This window comes from Stenotrophomonas lacuserhaii, from assembly GCF_014836545.1.
Taxonomy (GTDB): Bacteria; Pseudomonadota; Gammaproteobacteria; order Xanthomonadales; family Xanthomonadaceae; genus Stenotrophomonas; species Stenotrophomonas lacuserhaii.
On record NZ_JACSQS010000002.1, the window covers coordinates 208690 to 231144 of the forward strand.

The 22455-nt window shown below is 67.3% G+C and carries 17 protein-coding genes; 8 read left to right on the plus strand and 9 right to left on the minus strand.

Annotated features, from left to right (window positions below; genetic code table 11):
• Nucleotides 1–13: 13 nt before the first annotated feature.
• The 7 genes from kduI to H9654_RS03845 form a co-directional block, all read right to left on the minus strand.
• The gene (gene kduI, locus H9654_RS03815) at nucleotides 14–862 is read right to left on the minus strand and encodes a 5-dehydro-4-deoxy-D-glucuronate isomerase (protein WP_191769155.1); all 849 of its coding nucleotides are present in this window, start codon (nucleotides 860–862) and stop codon (nucleotides 14–16) included.
• A 135-nt stretch (nucleotides 863–997) separates the two neighbouring features.
• Nucleotides 998–2059 (minus strand): LacI family DNA-binding transcriptional regulator, encoded by a 1062-nt coding sequence (locus H9654_RS03820; protein WP_101101729.1) that lies wholly within the window; start codon nucleotides 2057–2059, stop codon nucleotides 998–1000.
• Between the two features lie 39 nt (nucleotides 2060–2098).
• Nucleotides 2099–3688: a family 43 glycosylhydrolase gene (locus tag H9654_RS03825; protein WP_191769157.1), complete on the minus strand. Its 1590-nt coding sequence runs from the start codon at nucleotides 3686–3688 to the stop codon at nucleotides 2099–2101.
• A gap of 146 nt (nucleotides 3689–3834) precedes the next feature.
• Nucleotides 3835–5118, minus strand: coding sequence for a TRAP transporter large permease (locus H9654_RS03830; protein WP_191769159.1), 1284 nt, complete (start codon nucleotides 5116–5118; stop codon nucleotides 3835–3837).
• 2 nt (nucleotides 5119–5120) lie between these two features.
• Nucleotides 5121–5666 carry a TRAP transporter small permease gene (locus H9654_RS03835; RefSeq protein ID WP_191769161.1) on the minus strand — a complete coding sequence of 182 codons (546 nt, stop codon included), beginning with the start codon at nucleotides 5664–5666 and terminating at the stop codon, nucleotides 5121–5123.
• 11 nt (nucleotides 5667–5677) lie between these two features.
• A complete protein-coding gene (locus H9654_RS03840) occupies nucleotides 5678–6679 on the minus strand; it encodes a TRAP transporter substrate-binding protein (RefSeq protein ID WP_191769163.1) in 1002 nt (333 codons plus the stop codon).
• 37 nt (nucleotides 6680–6716) lie between these two features.
• Nucleotides 6717–7535 (minus strand): 2-keto-4-pentenoate hydratase, encoded by an 819-nt coding sequence (locus H9654_RS03845; RefSeq protein ID WP_101101811.1) that lies wholly within the window; start codon nucleotides 7533–7535, stop codon nucleotides 6717–6719.
• 178 nt (nucleotides 7536–7713) lie between these two features.
• On the opposite strand from H9654_RS03845, the gene H9654_RS03850 reads away from it, so the two are divergent.
• From H9654_RS03850 to H9654_RS03870, 5 genes are all read left to right on the plus strand, one after another.
• Nucleotides 7714–8718, plus strand: a complete 1005-nt coding sequence (locus tag H9654_RS03850) for an alpha/beta hydrolase (RefSeq protein ID WP_191769165.1) — start codon at nucleotides 7714–7716, stop codon at nucleotides 8716–8718.
• The gene (locus H9654_RS03855; protein WP_191769167.1) at nucleotides 8715–10340 is read left to right on the plus strand and encodes a carboxylesterase/lipase family protein; all 1626 of its coding nucleotides are present in this window, start codon (nucleotides 8715–8717) and stop codon (nucleotides 10338–10340) included. Before H9654_RS03850 ends, H9654_RS03855 begins: the two co-directional genes overlap by 4 nt.
• 82 nt (nucleotides 10341–10422) lie before the next feature.
• Nucleotides 10423–11265 carry a rhamnogalacturonan acetylesterase gene (locus H9654_RS03860; RefSeq protein WP_191769287.1) on the plus strand — a complete coding sequence of 281 codons (843 nt, stop codon included), beginning with the start codon at nucleotides 10423–10425 and terminating at the stop codon, nucleotides 11263–11265.
• Nucleotides 11266–11395: 130 nt separating this feature from the next.
• Nucleotides 11396–11980, plus strand: coding sequence for a cysteine dioxygenase family protein (locus H9654_RS03865; RefSeq protein ID WP_191769169.1), 585 nt, complete (start codon nucleotides 11396–11398; stop codon nucleotides 11978–11980).
• Between the two features lie 90 nt (nucleotides 11981–12070).
• Nucleotides 12071–12883, plus strand: coding sequence for a hypothetical protein (locus tag H9654_RS03870; RefSeq protein WP_191769171.1), 813 nt, complete (start codon nucleotides 12071–12073; stop codon nucleotides 12881–12883).
• A 34-nt stretch (nucleotides 12884–12917) separates the two neighbouring features.
• Here the strand turns inward: H9654_RS03870 and H9654_RS03875 are convergent, their stop codons facing one another.
• Nucleotides 12918–16733, minus strand: coding sequence for a LamG-like jellyroll fold domain-containing protein (locus H9654_RS03875; protein WP_191769173.1), 3816 nt, complete (start codon nucleotides 16731–16733; stop codon nucleotides 12918–12920).
• A gap of 391 nt (nucleotides 16734–17124) precedes the next feature.
• Nucleotides 17125–19866 carry a TonB-dependent receptor gene (locus tag H9654_RS03880; protein ID WP_191769175.1) on the minus strand — a complete coding sequence of 914 codons (2742 nt, stop codon included), beginning with the start codon at nucleotides 19864–19866 and terminating at the stop codon, nucleotides 17125–17127.
• A gap of 286 nt (nucleotides 19867–20152) precedes the next feature.
• Between H9654_RS03880 and H9654_RS03885 the strand changes: the two genes are divergently transcribed.
• The 3 genes from H9654_RS03885 to H9654_RS03895 all read left to right on the plus strand — a co-directional run bounded on the left by H9654_RS03885 (nucleotide 20153) and on the right by H9654_RS03895 (nucleotide 22362).
• Nucleotides 20153–21172 (plus strand): sugar kinase, encoded by a 1020-nt coding sequence (locus tag H9654_RS03885; RefSeq protein WP_191769177.1) that lies wholly within the window; start codon nucleotides 20153–20155, stop codon nucleotides 21170–21172.
• Nucleotides 21159–21797 (plus strand): bifunctional 4-hydroxy-2-oxoglutarate aldolase/2-dehydro-3-deoxy-phosphogluconate aldolase, encoded by a 639-nt coding sequence (gene eda, locus H9654_RS03890; protein ID WP_042612121.1) that lies wholly within the window; start codon nucleotides 21159–21161, stop codon nucleotides 21795–21797. Before H9654_RS03885 ends, eda begins: the two co-directional genes overlap by 14 nt.
• A 172-nt stretch (nucleotides 21798–21969) precedes the next feature.
• Nucleotides 21970–22362 (plus strand): hypothetical protein, encoded by a 393-nt coding sequence (locus tag H9654_RS03895; RefSeq protein ID WP_191769179.1) that lies wholly within the window; start codon nucleotides 21970–21972, stop codon nucleotides 22360–22362.
• The last annotated feature ends 93 nt before the right edge of the window (nucleotides 22363–22455 follow it).

Sequence of the window (22455 nt, forward strand, 5' to 3'; positions counted from 1 at the left end):
GCGGAACTGAGGCTTACTTGAGCTGGCAGATGTCCAGCACGTGCATGTCGGTGTAATCCAGGTTCTCGCCACCCATCGCCCAGATGAAAGCGTAGTTGCTGGTGCCGGCGCCCATGTGGATCGACCACGGCGGCGACACCACCGCTTCGTTGTTCTGGATGACGATGTGGCGCTGCGCTTCCGGCTCGCCCATGAAGTGGTACACGCGATCGTTCTGGCCCAGGTCGAAGTAGAAATACACTTCGCTGCGGCGGTCGTGCAGGTGCGGCGGCATGGTGTTCCAGACACTGCCCGGCTTCAGCACGGTCAGGCCCAGCAGCAGCTGCGAGGACTGGCAGGTGGCCGGCACGATGTACTGGTAGATGGTGCGCTCGTTGCTGGTTTCCAGCGCGCCACGGTCCAGTGCCACCGCGTCCTTGATCGACAGCGCCTTGGTCTGGAAGCGCGCGTGCGCCGGGGTCGAGGCCAGGTAGAACTGCGCCGGGTTGGCGGCATCGTCGGAGGCGAACACTACGTCTTCGCTGCCCATGGCCACGTACAGACCGTCCTTCGGGCCCAGCTTGAAGGGGGTGCCATCGACGGTGATGGTGCCGCTGCCGCTGCCGACGTTGATCACGCCCAGCTCGCGACGCTCCAGGAACGCATGGCCGGCGGCCGAAGCCGGTTCGGTCTGCTTGGGCAGCGAAACCGGGCCGTTGACCGGCGCTGCACCGCCGAGCACGAAGCGCTCGTAGTGGGTGTACTTCAGGGTCACCGCATCGGCGTTGAACAGGCCATCGAGCAGGTACAGGTCGCGCAGGTCGTCATTGCTGGCGCCCTTGATGGCATCGGGATGGGTGGCGTAATGGGTCTTGCAGTACATGGCTTCTCCAGAGCAGGGGACGGGCCGATGACTCGGCGCCGGCGCGGTGTGGCGGCCATTCTAACGGCCTTGGACACCGGTGTCATTTTGCAGCGCAAGGTGCCTTTTCTTCCTTGCGGGGCGGGGGTTTACGGTTTATTCGTCCTGCGGCGGCTGGCAGGAATCGCGCACGATCAGGTGCGGGCGCACGCTGGCGATCTGCATCGCCGGCTGGCCATCGGGCTGGATCAGCATCGCCGCAGCGGTGCGTCCGGTATCGCGCGTGTGCCGCCGCACCGAGGTCAGCGACGGCCACAGGCGCGAGGCCAGCGGGCTGTCGTCGTAGCCGATGATCGACAGTTCGCGCGGGATGTTGATGCCGGCGCGCAGCGCGACCTTGTAGATGCCGGCGGCCATTTCGTCGTTGCCGGTGAAGATGGCGGTCGGGCGCTTCTTGCCCAGCAGCAGCTTTTCCGCTGCGGCCACGCCGGATTCAAAGGTGTAACCGGCTTCGACGATGCGGTCCTTGGGCAGCTCGATGCCGCGCTTGGCCAGCGCCTCGATGAAGCCGGAGGTGCGTTCGTGGGCCGAGCGATAGGCACTCGGGCCGGTCACCAGCGCGATATCGCGGTGGCCGAGCGACAGCAGGTAATCGGCCGCCTCTGCGGCGCCATCGCGATCATGGGTGACCACCATCTGCGAGGTTTCATCCAGCGGCAGCGAGGCGATGCGGGTGAAACGGCAGCCGATCTCTTCCAGGGCATCGGCCAGCGCCTGGTCTTCGGATGCACGCGGCACCAGGATCACCCCGTGCAGCTTCTGCTGCTGCACGAAGCGGCAGACGCCCTCGATATAGCCGGGGCTGCGGCTGTCGCAGGGATGCACCACCAGTTCGAAGCTGGAACCGCGCAGCGCATCCAGTGCGCCGTACTGCATGTCCACGATGTACTGCGCGGTCGGGTTGTCGTACACCATCCCGATCAGGAACGAGCGCCGGAAGGCCAGCCCACGCGCCAACGGATCGGGCGTGTAGCCGACCTCGCGCATCAGCGTTTCCACCTTCTCGCGCGTGTCCTTGCGCACCAGCGGGGAGTTGTTGATGATCCTTGAAACCGTTTTCTTCGAGACCCCCGACAGCCGCGCGATGTCGTTGATCGTTGCCGCCTTGCCTTTCATCACTGCCGGCTTGGCGGCATCGTTGCTGTTGCGCACTGACATGTCTTCGACTCGAGGGGTCGGGGGATTCTAGCCGCGCGCTCAGTCGAGCGCGCGGTAGCGGAAGTTGCGGAAGGTGACCGCGCCGTCGCCGGCCGCGTACAGCGCCGGCTTCAGGGCCAGGAACTTGCCCGCCACATTGTGATGGTAACCGGACACTTCCATCTGAACCGGGTACTTCTCCCAGGTGCGGCCGTCGGTGCTGGAGTGGATGGTGACGATATGGCGGTTGTTGGTGACCCGCAGCCAGAGCTTGCCGCCGGTGCTGCTGGGCGCCAGGCGGGTAGGGCGCTCTTCACCATAGCGGTGCATGATGAACTTCTCGCCGTTGCTGCCGACACCTACGTACAGGCGGTCACTGTAGTACAGCAGGGCGCCGCCGACCGCGCCGGGGGCGACATCCATCTCGACCTCGAACTGGTAGGCCTTGTCGCCGGCGATGGCGGTGAGCGGCGAGCTGTCACGCGGGGTTTCACCCTTGCCCTGCAGCACCAGGCCGTTGCCGCTGAAGCCCAGCCGCTTGTATTCATCCTGCGCGGGGTTGAAGAACGACCATTGCGGTCCGAGCTTGCTGCCGGTGAAGGGGTCGGACAGGGCCATGCCGTGCTGCCCGACCGACTCGCCCGCCGGCTTGCGCAGCGGCTGGCCGAGGTCGCCGCCCTTGGCGACATACCAGCCGTCGGCGGTCCACTCGATCGGCTCCAGCAACGCCTGCCGACCCAGCGTCCAATAGCCGTTCTCATAGCCGTGGTAGATCATCCACCAGCGGTCGTCGGTGCCTTCCACCACGGTGGCGTGGCCGCGCGACCACCACGGCTCGGCGGCGGACTGCGTGCGCATGATCGGATTGTTCGGGTCGTTCACCCACGGACCGTGGATGGAACGCGAACGGGCAACAATGACCATGTGCCCGGTCGGCGGGCCGGCGGTACCGCCCACCGCGGTGGTCATGTAATACCAGCCGTCGCGGAAGTTGATCTTCGGGCCTTCCTGCGCGTATGCCTCCACGTCCCAGCTTTCCGGGTACTTCCAGCCGTCGTAGACGTGCTTGGGGGTACCGACCACGCTCAGGCCGTCGTCGGCCAGCTGCACGTAATCACCGCCACTCAGGAACAGGTAACGCTTGCCGTCCTCACCGACGGCGTGGCCCGGATCGATGTACTTCTCCAGGCCGATGTCGATCGGTTCGCTCCAGGGGCCCTTGATGTCATCGGCCCAGACCACGAAATTGCTGCGTGTTTCACCGGTGCGCGCGGGGAAATAGATGTAGTAGCGGCCTTCGTGCTTGATGATGTCCGGTGCCCAGATCGCTCCGACATTCTTGGTGATCGCATGGCCCAGCGGCTGCCAGTTGACCAGGTCGCGCGAGTGCCACAGCGGCAGGCCCGGATACGCATCGAAGGAGGACAGGGTAAGGTAGTAATCCTCGCCATCCTTCAGCACCGACGGATCCGGGCGGTCACCGGCGAACACCGGATTGAGGAAGGTGCCGTTGCCGAGATCGGCCTGGCGCTGGTTCTCGATGCCACGTTTCCAGTTCGTGGCGGCTACCGGTCCGGCGGCGGCCACGGCCGCGCTGGCCAGCAGCAGGCCACCGGCCAGCAGGATCTTCAGGGTGTGCTTCAACTGCATCGTTTTCCCTCCCAGGAAAGATAGGTAGGTGGCGACCCGCGGCCGCGGTGGGTGACGACCGGCGACTACGGTGGGTGACGACCGTTGGTCGTCACGCTTTCTTCGATGGATGGCGACGCAGGTCGTCGCCACGCCGCCCGCCCCCATCAGGCCCGCAGCAGATGCGGCAGCCACAGCGACAGGCCGGGGAAGAACGCCACCACCAGCAGCACGCCCAGCGCCACGAACCAGAACGGCCAGATGCTGCGCATGCTTTCGCCCACGCTGATCTTGCCGATGGCGGTGCCGATGAACAGCACCGAGCCCACCGGCGGGGTCACCAGCCCGAGGCCGCCGGCCAGCACCAGCACCAGCCCGAAGTGGATCGGATCGATGCCGTAGGCCTTGGCCACCGGCAGGAAGATCGGCGTGCAGATCAGGATCATCGGCGCCAGGTCCATGAAGGTACCCAGCAGCAGCAGCATGATCACGATCATCAGCAGCACCATGAACTGGCTGTGCGCGAAGGACTGCAGGAAGTCCACCGCCGCGACCGGCACCTGCAGGAAGGCCAGCAGCCAGCCGAACACGGCGGCGGTGGCGATCACGAACAGGATCACCCCGGTGCTGCGCGCGGCATGGATGACCGTGCCGAAGAACTCACGCCACGGCAGCTGGCGGTACAGCAGGGTAGTGACCAGCAGCGCATACACCACGGCGATGGCCGCACTTTCCACGGCAGTGAAGATGCCCGCGCGGATACCCACGAAGATCAGCGCCACCAGGCCCAGGCCGGGCAGGGCGGAGAAGATGCGCAAGGCCACCGCGCGCCAGCCCGGGAACACTTCCACGCCATAACCCCGGCGACGTGCCACCACATAGCCGGTGACCATCAAGGCCAGCGTCATCATCAGCGCCGGGACGATGCCCGCCGCGAACAGGTCGGCGATGGACAATCCACCGCCGGCAGCGGCCGAGAACAGGATCAGGTTGTGCGAGGGCGGCACCAGCAGCGCGACCAGCGCGGCGGTGATGCTGACGTTGACCGCGAAATCACGGTCATAACCGCGCTTGACCATCTGCGGGATCATCGTGCCGCCGACCGCCGACACATCGGCGATGGCCGAACCAGACACCCCGCCGAAGAACAGCGAGGACAGGATCGACACCTGTCCCAGGCCGCCGCGCATGCGCCCGACCAGCGAGGACGCCAACGCGATCAGGCGTTCGGAGATGCCGCCACGCATCATGATCTCACCGGCGAAGATGAACAGCGGAATCGCGATCAGCGATGCCGAGCCGGTACCGGCGGAGATCTGCTGCACCAGTACGATGCTGGGGATGTCCAGGTAGAGCAGGGTGGCAAGCGCGGCGGCCGCCAGCGCGTAGGCGACCGGCACACCGATCACCAGCAGGCCGGCGAACACCAGGAAAAGCAGGGTAATGCCCATGTTCAACGATCTCCTTCAGCGTCTTCGTCGGCCACCACCGCGAGCGGGAAATGGACCCGCCATGCACGGTTGAGCGCGAACAGCACCATCAGCGCACCGCCCACCGACAGCGGCAGGTAATTGATGCTCTGCGGCAGGTTGGCACCGGCGGCCTTGATGTCCAGGCCGTCGCGCAGCAGCACCATCGCGAACACCGCCAGGTAGCCACCCAGCACGCCGATCACCAGCTGCACGAAGGTATCCACCGCACGGCGCAATCGCGGGCCCATGTAACCGGCCAGCAGGAAGAAACCGAAGTGGCGGTTGGTGTAGACGCCGCAGGCCGCGCCCAGGCTCATCGCCGTGCTCAGCAGCAGCAGCGTCACCGGCTCGGTCCAGCTGGGCGAATCGTTGAGCACGTAGCGGGCGAATACCTGCCAACCCTGCACCACCACCAGCCCCAGCAGGGCGGCCACGGCGATGTAGATGGCGAAATCGGCGATGCGGTCCAGCAGGCGCTGTCCTGCGCCGGGGGCGATCGGGGCGGTGCCCGTCGTCATGTCGGTCATGGCAGAGTTCCTCAGGCGAGATCGCGGATGCGGCTGACCATGGCGGCCAGCTCGGGCTGCTTCAGGTACTCCTGCAGCAGCGGATCAGCGGCCTTGCGGAAGGCCGGCATGTCCACTTCGTTGGCCTTGATGCCGAAGTCGAGCACCGCCTTGCGCGCGGCATCTTCGGAAGCATCCCACTGTTCGCGCATGACCTTCACCGAGGCACGCGCGGTTTCCAGCAGCAGCTGGCGATCGGCCGGCTGCAGCTGGTCGAAGCTGGCACGCGACATCAACAACACGTCCGGCGCATACGAATGATCGCTCTGCGACCAGTAGCGCGCAGCCTCGAAATGACGGCTGGAATGGAAGCTGCGCATGTTGTTTTCCGCACCGTCGATCATGTGCGTTTCCATCCCGGAGAACGTGTCACCCAACGACATCGGGGTCGGGTTGGCACCGAACAGGCGCATCAGCTGGATGAAGATGTCCGACGATGCGACGCGCAGCTTCAGGCCGCGCAGGTCCTGCGGGGACACGATCGGATGCTTGGTGTTGTAGAAGCAGCGCGCACCGGAATCGTAGATCGCCAGGCCGACCAGGTCGCGGCTTTCGAACCCGCGCAGCACCGCCTCGGCAACGCCGCTGTCCAGCGCGGCGCGCATGTGCGCCACCGAGTCGAACACGTAGGGCAGGCACAGGGCCTGGGTCAGCGGAAAGGCGTTGTTGAGCGCGCCGGAGTACACCCGGGTGATGTCGATGGCGCCGAAGCGGGCCATGTCGATCGCTTCCGATTCGCGGCCCAGCTGCCCGGAGTGGTACTGGCGCAGGCGCAGGCGCCCACCGGTCTCACGTTGCAACGTATCGCCGATCCACTTGACCGCGGTCACGGTGGGATAGTCCGCCACATGCACATCGGTGGCGGTCAGCAGGTGGCCGCCAGCTGCGCTGCCGCCCGCCTTGCTGCAGCCGACCAGTGCCGGCGCGGCAAGCGCGCCGAGGCTGGTGGCGAGGAAATTTCTACGTGTGATCATCTGCGCCCTCCCGCGCGTGTTCACCGGGCCGCTGCGGTCATCCCGCAGCGACGGCCCGGCAGGCAATGTCTCCGAAACCGGCAAACCGCACCACTGCCGTCTGGCCTACGCGGATGTCGTGGATACCGGTCGCATTGCCGGTGGCGATCAGTTCGCCGCGCTTGAGCGGACGGCCGCGTTTGGCCGAGCGGGACAGTGCGAAGGCGATCGCAGTGCGCAGGCCGCCGGGCAGGCGGGTTGCACCGCCGGTGCCGACCACCTCGCCTTCGATCAGCGTTTCCGCGCGCAGTTCGCTGTCGTCGCGCCGGGTCCAGTCGGTGATCTCCGGTCCCAGCAGCAGGCCGTTGTTGTTGCCGAAATCGGACACCACCACCAACGGCCCCAGGATGTTGATCGTGGCCAGCGGGCTGCTGGCAACCTCCACGCCGATGTACAGGCGGGCCGGCAGTGCTTCGGCCTGCTCGGGCGTCCACTCCAGCTGGTCGGCCGGGGCATCTTCCAGCAGTTCGATCACATACTCGGCTTCGACCGCTGCGAAGCCGCCCTCGAAGACCGCGATATCGAGCGTTGTTCCACCGGTAGCATTCTGCAGCCGATTATTGAAGATCGGGCCCAGCAGACGATCGTCGCCGGAGCTGTCGCGGCGTTCTTCGGCGATGTAGCCGACTTTCCAACCGACCACCTCATGCTCCCACTGGCCGATTGCCAGGTCCTGCACGTGATAGGCGCTGACCAGGTCGGCGGGGATCTGGCCGGGGAAATCGGCCAGCGATGCGCCCGCGCGGCGCGCACCGGTGAAGGCGCTGGCGATGGCGGCAGGGTCGGCGGAGGCCGCCGGTGCGGTTGGCAGGTCCATGTTGCCGGGTTCGTTGCTCAAGGAGGCTCTCCCTTTGGCGTTGTTGCGCTGCGCATCGACAGCGTTCGGATGACGTGTATATGGTAAACCGGTGTCATCTGGCAATGTGCAGTGCGTCAGAAGGCACGACGGGGGTGGCCAACTGTCACCTGTCATCGTCCCAGGAGCCTTGTGCCGCATGAGATCGACGCTTTTTTCGCTGCTCTGTTCGTTGTCCCTGGCCACCTCACCGGCGCTTGCTGCCGCTGCGGCGCAGCGCGCACCGCCGCCGCCCGTTGCAGGGGCCGAAGAGGCCGCCGGCGAGCACATCGCATTGTGGCCAGCGGGAGAGGTGCCCGGCGAAAGCGGCCCCGCGCGCGGACTTCACGTGGTGGAGCGCAGCGCGGACCCGGCCCGGCCCGATCGTTATGTCGACCAGATCGATGCGCCGTGGTTGGTGGTTCATGCCCCGGCGCAGCCCAATGGCAAGGCGCTGCTGGTGATTCCAGGCGGCGGCTACCAGCGCGTGGTGATCGACAAGGAAGGCACCGGGCTGGTCCCGCAGTGGGTCGACCGCGCCGGCTATACCCTGTTCGTGCTGCGTTACCGGTTGCCCGAGACCGGCCGCGACCGCCAGGCGGCGCTTGCCGATGCGCAGCGCGCGATGCGCGTGGTTCGCGCCGCCGCAGCACGCCGCGGGCTGGACGTGGAAGACATCGCGGTGATGGGCTTTTCGGCCGGTGGCCATGTCGCCGCGCGCCTGGCCACCGGCTTCGACACCCCCGCTTACCCGCCAGCCGATGCAGCCGACCGGCTCAGCGCGCGGCCTTCCCGCGCCGTGCTGGTGTACCCGGTGATCGATATGGGACCGCAGGCCCACGGCGGCTCACGCCTGCGCCTGATCGGCGAACCGGCGGACGCGGCCCTGGTAAGCCGCTACTCGATGCAGGACCAGGTGCGCGCGGACATGCCCCCCACCCTGCTGCTGCACGCGGCCGATGACCGCGTCGTCAGCGTCGACAACAGCCTGCTGATGGCGCGTGCGCTGGCAGCGGCGGGCGTGGAGCATGAACTCCATGTGTTCGCCCACGGTGGCCACGGCTTCGGTATGCGCGCCGCCGCGGATTCGACCACGGCCCTGTGGCCGGACATCGCGCAGCGCTGGCTGCGCGCCCAGACCCAGACCCCGGAGGGTCGCCCATGAACGACGATCACGCCGACCTGCAACGCCGCCGCTTCCTCCGCGACAGTGCACGCTGGACATTCGCTGCCGCCACCGCCTCCCTGCTGCCGACCGCACTGGCCCAACCTGGCCTGCACGCCGACCAGCAGGTACTGGCGCGGGTACGCGGGGGACGCGTGCGCGGCCAGCGCGAACACGGCACGTGTGTGTTCCGCGGGCTTCGCTACGGCGCCGACACCGCCGCCTACCGCTTCCAGCCACCGCGCCGGGAAACGCCGTGGCGTGGTGTCGCCGATGCACTGGACTACGGAGCCGCCGCGCCACAGGGCGGCAGCGAAGGCCCGGGCAGCGAAGACTGCCTGTTCCTCAATGTCTGGACGCCGGCGCTCGGCGACGGCGGCAAGCGGCCGATCCTGTTCTACATCCACGGCGGCGGCTTCAACAACGGTTCCGGCAGTGACCCGCTGTACGACGGCGGCGCGCTGTGCCGGCGCGGCGACGTGGTGGTGGTGACAGTCAACCATCGCCTCAATCTGTTCGGCTATCTGTATCTGGGCGCGCTCGGTGACCCGCGCATGGCCGCGTCCGGCAACGTCGGCCAGCTCGACCTGGTGCAGGCCCTGCAATGGGTGCGCGAGCATGCTGCGGTCTTCGGCGGCGATGCGGGCAACATCACCGTGTTCGGCCAGTCCGGGGGCGGGGCGAAGATCGCCACGCTGATGGCGATGCCCGCGGCGAAGGGATTGTTCCAGCGGGCTTGGACGATGAGCGGCCAGCAGGTCACCGCCGCCGGCCCGCGCGCGGCCGCGCAGCGTACCGCCATCGCCATGGAAGCAGCCGGCGCGAAGGACGTCCAGGCGCTGCTGCGTCTGTCCCCGGCCGCGCTGCTGGCCGCCGGCAAGGCGCGCGATCCGTCGCGGATCGAGACCAGCGGGCTGTACGTGGGGCCGGTGCTGGATGATGTGGTGCTACCGGTGCATCCGTTCTTCCCCGAAGCGCCGGCGCAGTCCGCGCACATCCCGATGGTGATCGGCAACACGCGCGATGAAACCCGTGCGTTCCTCGGCAACGATCCGGCCAACCACGAACTCACCTGGGACACCCTTCCGGCGAAGCTGGAACGCGAGCAGTACGTCGACCTGCGCCCACAGCGGGTGATCGACGCGTACCGCCGGATGTATCCGGATTACACGCCGTCGCAGGTGTTCTTCGCCGCCACCACCGCCGGACGCTCATGGCGCGGGGCGGTGGAAGAACTGGAAGCGCGCGCGCGCCAGCGCGCCGGTGCGGCGCCCACCTGGGCCTACCAGCTGGACTGGGGTTCGCCGCTGGACGGTGGCAGGCTCGGCGCTTTCCACACGCTGGATATCCCGCTGGTGTTCGACAACACCGCCCAGCCCGGTGCACGCAGTGGCGATGGTGCGCAGGCGCGCGCACTGGCGGCCACCATGAGCAGCGCACTGCTGCAGTTCGCCCGCCAGGGCGACCCCAACCACGCCGGCCTGGCGCACTGGGAACCGTACGGCCTGCCACGCCGGCAGACGCTGCTGTTCGATGTGCGCAGCACGCTGGCTGACGACCCGCGTGGCGGTGAGCGTGAGCTGTATCGGCAGGCACCGTTCCTGCAGCGCGGCACGTTCTGAGTCCTGTTCAAAGGAGCTGTTGATGATCCGTAGTCCCTCCAGGGATCCCGCCGGACATGGTTCGGCGCTACCTCTGCCCATCATGCAGCGCTTGCTGCTTCTCTTCTGCTGCATCGCGCTGCCGGCCCTGGCCGACGTGCCTGCCGAACGGCCGACGCCAACGCCGATCCGCGCCAGCAAGGTCATCCTGGTCGGTGACTCCACCACGGCCGTGCAGGGGGGCTGGGGCCCCCGGTTCTGTGCCGACCACCTGGCGTCGCCGGCGGCGTGCATCAATCTGGCGCGCGGCGGACGCAGCACCTACAACTACCGCGCCGAAGGTTCGTGGGCACTGGTGGAAGCGGAGATGCACACCGCCGGCTATGCCACTACCTGGGTGCTGATCCAGTTCGGCCACAACGACCAGCCCGGCAAGCCGGGGCGTTCCACCGACCTGCGGCATGAGTTCCCCGACAACCTGCGCCGGTACGTCGCTGAGGTACGCGCGGCCGGCGCGGTGCCGGTGCTGGTCACGCCGTTGACCCGGCGCCAGTTCGCCGATGGCACGCTGATCGACGACCTGGGCCCTTGGGCGGGCGCCGTGCGCACGGTGGCCGCCGAACTGGACGTACCGCTGGTCGACCTGCACGCCCGCAGCCGGCAGCTGGTGCAGGCGATGGGCCCGGTGCTGGCGATGCAGCTGGCACAGGCGCCCGCGTCGCAGGAGCAGGTCGCCGCCGCGCTGACCGGCACCACCGTCGATGCGGCCCCATCCAGCGCGGCCGGCCGCGCGGCGCAGCACGCGCTGCTGGAACCGATGGGGCAGGCCAAGCGGGCCTTCGACTACACCCACCTGGGCGACAAGGGCGCGGATGTGTTCGCCACGATCATGGCCGAAGAGCTTGCACGCGCCGTTCCCGCGATGCGCCCCCTCCTGCTGCCTTGACGTATTCAGCTCCCTGCTCTCGGGGTTGCTCACCTCTCTGCTGCACCGGATACGCACGGAAACAGGCACTCTCGTCTGCTGTTGACACCGTGCAAACGTTCCGCAGACGTCACTCGCCTAGACTGCAGGCATGGATCTGCACTTCACCTCACCGGCCTTCCGCGGGAAAGACCGTCTGATCACGGCGCTGGATGCGGCGGTCGGGCAGGGCGATGCCGAAGTGATCACCCGCGCGCTGCAGCACACGCTGCGGCAGGCGATCCATGATCCGGAGATCGAACTGCCTTCCTGCGTCCAGCAGCCGCTGCAGGGCCGCTACGCACGTCGGGAACTGCACCGCAGCACGACGCTGGGCTACAGCGTGATCGCGATGTGCTGGGGTCCGGGACAGGGCACACCGCTGCATGACCACGATGCGATGTGGTGCGTGGAAGGGGTCTGGCGTGGCGACCTGCGGGTTACCCCCTATGCGCTGCTGGAACAGCGTGGCCCGCGCTGGCGGTTTGCCGCGCAGCCGGTGCTGTACGGTGAAACAGGCAGTGCCGGCAGCCTGATTCCGCCGCACGAATACCACACCCTGCGAAACGCCAGCAGCGAGGACATCGCGGTATCGCTGCACGTCTACCAGGGTCCGATGGAGCGCAGCACCGTGTTCGATCCGCTCGGCGATGGCTGGTACCGGCCGCGCGTGCAGGAATTGGACAGCGACGGCTGAGGCGCCCACCCGTTGATCGATTTCTGCAACCTCCCACCTCGTTGCGGTCTGTAGGATTTTTTACAGACACACGAAGGGAGTGAGAGCGTCATGGATATCGCGCATTGCACACTGGACGGGCACGATCACACCGCTGTCCGGTTCCAGCAGCTATCGCCCGCCGACCTGGAAGCGAAGCGACGCAACCTGATCTGCGTGAGGTGCGGGCAGCAGGCGTTCTTCCGCAAGAAGGCCGCCAGTGGTCGTGCTGCCTGTTTCGGTGCGCGCCCCCACGCCCCCGGCTGCGGCATGGCCGCCGAGGATCATCTGCGCGTCGAGAGTGGCATCGGGCCGGACGAGGCGATCACCAACAACACCGACGTGCTGGTGGTGGATCTCAACTTCGGTGCCGTGCAAGGCGCGCCGCACCTGCAGGACGACGGTCAGGCGGACCCGGGCCGGCGCGGTGGCCGTCACCTGCACGCTGACGGTCAACGCACGGCGCGTACCCACCGCCGACTGAGCACGCTGCTCAAGTACCTGCGCAGCTCGGCAGCGTTCGGCGCCTCTGACCAGGCCATCGAGATCGGCGGGATCGACGGCCGTACCCTGCGCGATTTCTTCGTCGAATTTCCTGCCCTGCAGCCCCACCATTTCGATCGGCTGGCAGGCTGCTGGGGCCTGGTATCAGACGCAGGGGAACGCGATGGCACCGTCTGGCTGAACTCCGGCGGGCGCGGCGACATCAGCATTGGAATCCCCGAAGCGATCTGGCCCGGGTTCAAGCATCGCTTCGGCGTTGACGATCTCGAAGACCTCGCAGGGGCTTATGTCCTCGCTGTGGGCACGCCGTCGCGCTCGCAGTACGGGAAGCGGTACCTGATCGTCGATGACATCGAGTTCATCACCGCAAGCCTTGCCTGAGCGGTGCAGGGACGGCCAGCGGCCGTCGCTCCCCTCACGGCAGGGCGACGGTGTTGTTCAGGCGGGTGACCTCTTCGCCATCGTCTGCAAGGCCTACCCGCACGCGTAGTCCGCTGCGCTCACCGGCCGGCAGCGGCAGGCTGACCGTGGTGGTCTTCGGCTGCAGGTCCAGCGGCGCGCCCATGGCCGGGACCTCGATACGGGCGATTTCGCGGCCGCGTGCATCTTCCAGCACCGCCACGCCCACGCCCGTGGCCACATGGCCCAGGCTGTGCACGGTGACGTGCACCTGGCGGCCATCCACCCGCACGTCGCCGCGGCCTACGCCCAGGTCGGCACGCTGCTCCACCGGGGTACCGGCGCGCACCCGCTCGAACTCGAACACTTCGGTGCGGCCCGGCTGGAACTGCAGCGCCGTGCTTGCGCTGCTTTCAAGCACGAACTCGTGCTCGCGCGGCGTGCCATCGATGCGCCCGTCACCATCGGCGTCCACGCCACTGCGCACCCGCCAGGTGCCGCTGGCCACGTTCCAGCCGGTCATGTCGGCGCGGATCACCCGCTTGCCCAGGTTATGGCTGGTCACGGTGAAGCGCTCGCGCGAGGGTGCATGCACCAGCAGTGCCACCTGTTCGGCCGCTTCATCGCGGTCGAAGCGCCAACTCACCGTATGCCCCGGCCAGCTCTGGTTGCGCTTCAGCGCGATGCCGCCCAACCGCGCGCGTTGCAGGAATTCGCTCGGCGCTTCCACCCGGTCCGACCACCAGTGGCCTTCGGTGTTCATGTACTCGCGTTGCGCCTTGGCCTGGATGCCGTCGGCATGCAGGGCCTCGATGTACGCGGTATCGCCGCTGGCCTGCCAGGCCATCAGGCTGGCGAAACCGGTCTTGCCGTCCTTCGCGTCGGCGGTCAGTTTCGGGTACCAGTCCTGCTGCCGCCCGAGTACCTCCACGTAGTTCTCGCCCAGGTTGGACAGCGCGCCGGGACCACCGCGCTCCACCCGGTAGTCCAACGCCTTCAGGTATTTGTCGTCACCGCTCCAGCGCCATGCGGCCCAGAACGTATGCATGATGTCGCCGCTGCCGGAGCCGTTGTTGAGCTCGCCGCCGCGGGTTTCGCCGGTGGCCCAGTTGATCTCGTTCGGCAGTGCCCAGCGGCCCTTGTCATCGGTGTAGGCGTGCGCCAGGTAGCCATCGGCCAGGCCGGTGACCAGCCGCCGGCTGTTCGGATCGGCATTGAACTGGCCGAGCAGGAAGGCCGGATGCAGCACCGGGAACGAATACGGCTTCTGCCACTGCCAGTTCGGTTCGCGGTACACCTTGTTGCCGCCGAACCAGTTGCTGGAGAACAGCAGGTGGCCCTGCGGGTTGGGCAGGATGATCTTCTCCTGGAACGCCTTGACCGTTTCCATCAGGCGCTCCACGGTCAGCGGATCGCCCCAGTTGAGGTACAACATGGCGCTGTTGGTGTTGATGCCTTCTTCGTAGGCATGCAGTTCATCGGTCTCGATCGTGCTCAGGCCGTTGCTGAACATGCCATTGCGGTACACCGCATCGGACAGCGCGGTCAGCGAGGCATTCAGGCGGTCCGGCTGCACGCCCATCAGGGCCAGCCCGGGCCACTGCTGGGTGAGGTCGGAATCATCGGAGATGCCGCCGCCGAAATCGCCATAGGCGACCTGCCGGTTGTCGATCCACCAGTCGATGAAGCGGCGCACATGGGCAAGGTCCTGCACCTGGTTGAAGGCCCACGCCGGCACGCCCTTGGGCACGGCCGGCGCGGTGAATGGCGGTTTGCCCTGGCTGTTGTAACTGATGTAATTCCAGTACAGGCGGCCCAGCTCATGGTCCGGGTCCACCCGCAGCAGGTCGCTGAGGTCGGCGTACACGCGCGCATACAGGCGCTGGCGCTTGGACGTGGTGTGCTCTTCGACCAGGAAGCCCCAGTTGTCGCGTACCTGGTTGAAGCGGTCGGCGACATGTTCGGCGATGGCCTCCTGGCGGGGCTTGAACACCATGCGGATTTCGGTGCCGTCGAGCGCGCCCGCATCGAAGCCCGGCGCGGCCGAAGCGATGCTCAGCCACAGGCTGTCGGCGGTGAGGATGCGGTCGCGCAGGTCCAGCCACAGCGTGCGCTGCTTGCCCGGCTGCACCGATACCGACACATCGATCATGTCGCGTGCCGGCCAGATCGGATCCTTGATGCGGATGTTGAGCGGAATCAGCCCGACGTGCGTGGCCGGCAGGTCCAGCGCGGGCAGGTCGATGGCCACGCCGTCCAGGCCGTCGTGCATGTTTTCCCAACTGTGCGCCCAGCTGCGGATCAGCGGCTGGTTGGCCGGTGCATCGCCCACGCCGGAAGGAACCAGCACGTGCACGATCGGTCGCGGCTGCGCGGGCAAGCTGTCTGCGCCGCGACGGCGCGAACCTGCGCCCTTGGGCAGGGCCATCACCGTGCTGCGTTCGGCTGCCGGGTAGCGCCCCTGGATGTAATGGCGAAGGCTGTCCAGGTTGGTGTAGTCCGGCAGCGCCTGACTGTCCACCCGATACGTCTGCTTGACGCTGCCTTCGGGCTCGGCGCCGGCGTCCACGTGGTACGCCCAGATCTCCTGGATCGGCGTTTCCTGTTCCACGTTGGAAAAGCGCAGCACGCCGCCCTGCTGGGCCGGAATGTCATCCACGCTGCGCACCACCCCGCGCGGGCGCTGCATCAGCACCGTGCCGGCATTGGCGGCATCGCTGCCATGGGCGAGCGAACCGAACGCCGCGCCGCGCACTTCGATGCGGTTCACCGTTTCACCCTCCGGCAGGGTCAGGTCCAGGTGCTGGCCGCCCTCCACGTAGGTATTCCAGTCCGGCAGCTGGAAGTAATCGTTGCGGCCGGGCAGGCGCGAGCGGTTGTAGACCCCCGGCCAGGTGGTTTCGGCGATGCCGTCGGTGGCCTTCCACATCCACTGCTTGAGGTCCTTGGTATCGGCGAACTCCACCTTGCGGATGCGCGTTCCGTCGGCGGCCAGCGCCGGGGGTGCCGCGCCTTCCCAGCCGAAGCGATGCCGCCACGCGCGATCATCGGCCGTGGCGGCAACCGCGCTGGCCGCTGCCTTGCCCTGTGCCAGCGCGGCCACGGCAGGACCGTCCAGCAGCTGGTCGTAGACGCGGATGTGCTGGAAATCGCTGCCCCGCAGGAAGTTGTAACGGCTCTGCACCTGGTAGGGCGCCATCACCCTTCCGGCCAGCCCAAGCTGGTCCAGCGCGGCATCGTAATCGGCGGTGGCCTCGGCCCGCGCGACCTCCTTGCCGTCCACGAACAGACGCACGCCGTGGTCTTCGTCCCAGCCGAACGCCAGGTGCAGCCACTGGTCGGCACGCGGTGCCTGCGGCATCTTGAACGACACGCGGGTGCGCGCCAGGTTGGCGTCGGTGACGAACGCATCGAAGCCGTTCCCGTTCCAGTCGATGCGCAGCCACGCCATGTCCCAGCTGCTGTGGTCGGCATAGCCCACGCGGAAGATCACGAACGGCGCTTCGCCCACGGCGTAGCGCGGCCGCCAGTCGAAGGCCAGCGTGCCGCGCTGGGCCAGGATGTTGCCCGGTGCATCCCAGGACAGCACGCCGTCGTCCTGCCATTGGATCGCCTTGCCGCGTGTACCGTCCTGGACCACCGCCACCTTGTCGCGGAAGTTCGGTATTGCTTCGCCGTGCGCCACTTCCGCCTGCAGGCCGTGGTTGGCGTCGACATGGAACAGCAGCGTTGGCGGGTCGGCAGCGAACACCGGCGCAGCGAACAGTGCAGTGGCAAGCGCCAGCAGATGGCGACGGGGCAGGCGGGCGACGGCGGCGGAGCGGTGTGGCATGGAACCTTCCTTTCAACAGCGGGCAACGGCAGGGCAATGCGAGGGCGGTGCGGCGATAGAGGGGGCGTGGCGGAGCATGCCGATGCCAGAGCGTGGAGGGCATCGACCCGTCCCGCGCTGCGCCGCATTCTGCACCTGCTGCCGCGCTTTGGAGGCAGGTCGGCCTGGGCTCCATCGTGACCTGCTCGGACGCCGCAGCGCCGCCGGCGAGAGGGACGACCGCGCAGCTGCGGCCCTCACCGCAGACGTCTTGCTGACACCGCAGGTCACCGGAACGTAGCAAAGCCGACCACGGCGCAGCATCTTGCGCCGCAGCAGGAGCGCCACGGTGGCGGGTACGTTCGGCGTTGCACCGGACGGCGGCGTGGCTGGCACGCCGCCGGGTGGGTCATCAGAACTTGTAGCGGACGCCGAGCAGGAACTGGCGGCCGGTTTCTGTGTACTGCAGCGGCAGCTGGCCGGTGAGCGGCGAACGAACCCACTCGTCGGACGCTTCGTTGGTCAGGTTGACGCCTTCCAGGGTCAGCTCCAGCTGGTCGCTCACCTTGTAGCGCAGCGAGGCGTCGATCATCGTGGTGCCGGTCATGCCGTGCACGCCGTCCAGGTTGAAGCCGGTTTCCTGGCCCGGTGCCTGGGTCAGGTAGTCGTCGCGGTTGGTCGCCGAGACGCGTCCGGACCAGACCTCTCCTTCGTAGAACAGCGTGGCATTCCACGAGGTGGGCGACAGGCCGGTCAGGTCGTTCTTCATCACCGCCTGGCCCTGACCGTTGAGGTACTGGATTTTCGATTCCACCCAGGTGTAGTTCAACTGCACGCCGAGGTTGGACCACTTGCCCGGCAGGAAGGTGAACGGCTGGGTGTAGTTCGCCTCCACGCCGTGCAGTTCACCGCCGGGGGTGTTGAGCGGGATGCTGAAGGTGAACTCGTCGTTGACCGTGGCACCGGTGCCGTCCAGCAGGCTGGCCGGCAGGCCGCTGGTGGAATACGGGCGCACGTCGCGGGTGGTCTGCACGAAGGACTCGATGTCCTTGTAGAACAGGCCCAGGCCGAGCATTGCGCCTTCGTTGAAGTACCACTCGAAACCGAGGTCGACGTTGGTGGCGCGGATCGGATCCAGGTTCGGGTTGCCGCCGGCCACCGTGCGTGCGCCGCCGGCCACGGCCACGGTCACGCCGGGGGTCAGGTTGCCCAGGCCCGGACGGGTCATCACCTTGGCCGCGCCGAGGCGGATCAGGAAGTCCGGCGCCACTTCGGCAACCAGGTTGAACGAGGGCAGGGTGTCATCGTACTTGCGGTTGCTGGTGGTCAGCACCGGCACGCCGCCGACGGTGGCGTAGCCGTTGGATTCCTGCTTGGTTTCCACGTAGCGCACGCCGAAGTTGCCCGACAGCGGGATCGAACCCAGGTCGGTGGAGAACTCGCCCATCAGCCACACGCCGCGGTCCTTCTCTTCCACGCTGCGGCTGTTGTTCAGGCGCGGTGCGACAGCGAAGGTACCGGTGTTGCTGTAGATGTCGAACAGGTCAGCCACGGCGTCCAGGTTCGGCACCACCCAGTTGGACGGGCTGCCGGAGATGCCCTTCAGGCCTTCCTGCTGGGTGTATTCCGGCGGCACGATCAGCCCGCTACCCGGGAAGGTCGGCACGGCCAGTTCGCTGGCGCGGCGCAGTTCAACGGTGTTGAAGCTGTAATCCTTGGCCAGCACGCCACCCTTCAGGCGGAAGCCCGGGCTGATGTTCCAGTTGAAATCCAGCTGCGCGGTGTCGAAGTCGTTGTCCACCGACTGCGGACGCAGGCGGATTTCCGCAAGGGTCCAGCCGTTCGGATTGGTCGGATCCACGCCGTAGTTCAGGATCGGCTGGTTCTTGTTGCCGCGGTAATCGTAGCTGTACCCATCGACATCGAACTTGTCCATGATGATGGTGGTCTGCACCGGGTTCTCGTGCGCCGAGCGCGAGGTACCCAGCTTGCCGGTGACCGAGAACGCATCACTGAAGCGATGGTCCAGGTTCAGGCTGACCTGCTTGAAGTCGGTGCTCCACTCGTCGTGGCGGTTCTCGCTGCGGATGTCGACGTTGTCGAACGCGCCATAGACCAGCGCGTTGTTGCGGATTTCACCATCACGCACGATGGTCTGCGGCTTGCCGGCGCCGGAGCGGCTGAAGGAAATCGCTTCGATGTAATGCTCGTCGCGGTCGGCGTCGATCTTGGAGTACAGCGCATCCAGGGACACTTCGGTGCGATCGGTCGGCTTCCACTGCAGCGAGCCGGTGACGCCCAGGCGTTCCTGCTTGTGCTCCATCTGCACGTAGCGCGGGAAACGCGGGTGGAAGACGTTGGCACCCCGCGCAGCAGCGAACGGCGAGCTGGCGGCGAAGCCACCATTGCTGGGGCCATTGGCCCAGCGGCCGGTGTTGGAACCCTCTTCAAGCGCCTGGCGCTCGGAGTAGGCCACCGACAGCAACGCACCGAAGGTGCCATCGGCGAAGGTATTGGAGATCAGCGCCGCCATGCGCGGGTCGGCCTTCTGCGCCATGTCGTTGTAGCTGGCCTGGCCGCTGGCGGCGAAGGTGAAGCCTTCATAGTCGAACGGGCGCGCGGTGCGCAGGTCCACGGTGGCGCCGAGCGAGCCCTCTTCGACATCGGCCGAAGCGGTCTTGCGCACGATCAGCTGCGAGAACAGGTCCGAGGCGAACACGTTGAAATCGAAACCGCGGCCACGGTTGGTGCCGCCGCTCTGGTCGCCGGCACCGACGGTGGCCAGTGCTTCCATGCCGTTGATGCGCACGCGGGTGAAGTCCGGGCCCAGGCCGCGCACCGAGATGCTGCGACCTTCACCGCCATCGCGGGTGATCACTACGCCGGGGATGCGCTGCAGCGATTCGGCCAGGTTGAGGTCCGGGAACTTGCCGATGTCCTCGGCGACGATGGCATCGACCACGCCGGCCTCGCCACGCTTGATGTCCAGCGCCTTCTCCACGCTGGCGCGGTAACCGGTGACGGTTACAGTGTCCAGGTCGACGGCGGGATCCGAGCTGGTCTGCTGGGCGATGGCCGGGGCGGTGAGCGCCAGACCGATTGACAGGGCCAGCAAGGTAACCGGTGTCTTTTTGCGGTTGTTACGAGAAATCATGGCCTTTCCCTCTCCCAAAGGTCTGGTGCACAACGCGGTGTCAGCAAGATGACACCGCTGGTCAGAGCGGACGTTAACAGCACCTTCAGGATCGGGCATCTTGCACCGCAACAGATTGGAGATGTCCCGCAGAGGCTTGCGGGACAATGACTTCGACAATGGCTGCAGGTAGACGCAGCGGTCCCGAGGGCTAGAATGACACCGATAGCCAAGAGCCACGCGGGGTGCGTGGTTCCCTCCGGCGGGCAGCAACGCGATGCTGCAGTCCGGGCAACGAGGACATCTGATGAGTCGAGTGGTCTGTTTCGGGGAACTGTTGTTGAGGATGGGTGCACCGGGCAACGAGCTGCTGCTGCAGTCGCCGCGCCTGGACGTACACGCAGGTGGCGCCGAGGCCAACGTAGGCGTCTCGCTGGCGCACTTCGGCCATGACGTGGCGATGGCCAGCACGGTAGCCGACAATCCGCTGGGCGCGCATGCGCTGGGCGAACTGCGCCGGCATGGCGTGGATACCCGTGGGGTGCGCCTGCAGGCGGATGGCCGCATGGGCCTGTATTTCCTGACCACCGGCGCGGTGCAGCGTGCCAGCGAGGTGGTCTATGACCGTGCCGATTCGGCCTTCGCGCTCAGTACCGCCGCCGACTACGACTGGCCGACGCTGCTGCAGGGCGCGGACTGGCTGCACCTGTCCGGGGTCAGCCCGGCCCTCGGCGCCGATGTGGCCCAGGCCACCCTGGCGGCCGCACGCGCGGCCCGTGCGCAGGGGGTCAAGGTGTCCTTCGATGGCAACTTCCGGCCCAAGCTGTGGCAGCGCTGGGGCGGCGATGCCAAGGCCATCCTGCGCGAGCTGTTCGCCCAGGCCGACATCGTGTTCGCCGATTACCGCGACATCGAAGTGGTGCTTGGCCAGCCGTTCGCGCAGGAGGACGTGGTCGCCCGCGTGGAAGCCGCCGCCGCCGCCGCCTTCGCCGCCTTCCCGCAGCTGCAGTGGATGGCCTGCACGCAGCGCCAGGCACTGAGCGTGGACCACCACGCGCTGGGCGCGCTGCTGATCGGCCGCGATGGCACGCGGGCGCAGGCACCGGTGCGCCAACTGCAGGGCATCATCGACCGCATTGGCGGCGGTGATGCGTTCGCTGCCGGCATCCTGCATGGCATCATGCGCGGCTTCGATGCCGACGCCACCGTGCGCTTCGGCTTGGCCGCCGGTGGCCTGAAGCATTCGATCCCCGGCGATTTCAATCCCGTCAGCGAAGCTGATGTACTGGCCCTGGTGGGCGAGGAGCGTTTTGATGTCAGGCGCTGATCCGCGCGTTCGCGCGGTACTGAAACTTGCACCGGTGATCCCGGTGTTCACCCCCGATGACGTGGACGATGCGGTGCAGGTCGCCCAGGCCCTGTTCCGCGGTGGCCTGCCGGTGGTGGAAGTCACCCTGCGCACGCCGCGCGCGATGGAAGCCATCAAGGCCATGGCCGAAGCCGTGCCGGATGCGGTGATCGGCGCGGGCACGGTGTTGACCGCCGCGCAGATGCAGGCGGTGAAGGAAGCCGGCGGGCGCTTCGCGGTGTCGCCGGGCGCGACCGATCGGCTGTACGCGGCCGCGCGCGATACCGACCTGCCATTCCTGCCGGGCGTGGCGACTTCGTCCGAACTGATGCACGGGCTGGAGCAGGGCCTGGATACGTTCAAGTTCTTCCCGGCGGTGCAGGCCGGTGGCGCCCCGTTGCTGGCCGCCTGGGCCGGTCCGTTCGCCGATGTGCGCTTCTGCCCCACCGGCGGCATCAGCGTGCAGACCGCGCCGCAGTTCCTGCACCTGCCCAACGTGCTGTGCGTGGGCGGTTCGTGGTTGACCACCGCCGCGCTGCTGCAGAGCCGCGACTGGGCGGCGATCGAAGAACTGGCCCGCCAGGCATCGGTGCTGGCGAGCTGACCTGCCTGGGTAGCGCCGAGCCCTGCTCGGCGAGCGCAGCGGGAACAGCGTGACGGCCAACGGTCGTCACCCACCAGGGCGATGGCATGACGGTGTAGTGTCGAGCTTGCTCGACACCCACCAGGCTGCGAGCGCAGCGGCGGTCGAGCCGGCTCGGCTCTACACTGGCCGCATGGCCATGTTCAAAACCTTCCTGTTCTCCCTGCTTGCGCTGGGCGGTGCGCTGCTTGCGCTGGTGCTGGTCACCACCGTGGCCAGCTGGCTGCCGCCGTTGATCGGTGTGCACCCCGGCGGAGCGGTGCAATTGGGCTGGGACCTGGCCTTCACCGTGCTCGGCGGCATCGCCGCGGTGGCCTTCGCCAGCTACCACGCGCCGTGCTGGCCGCGTTCGCACGGCGTGGCCCTCTGGTTGCTGCTGGCGGTCGCCTCGTTGTGGGCAGCATGGGACATGGGCAACGAATTCCCGCGCTGGTTCGTGGTGCTGCTGGTCGTCTCTCTGCCGCTGCAGCTCGCCGCTGGCCTGTGGCTGGGCGCACGCCGTTTGCGCACCGCAACAAAGGCTTAACAATTCTCCCCTAGTCTCTATGTCCGCCGGTTACCGGCACGGCCGCGCAGGGCCTTGTGCGAACCATCGCATGGGCGCGCGGCACGAACTCAC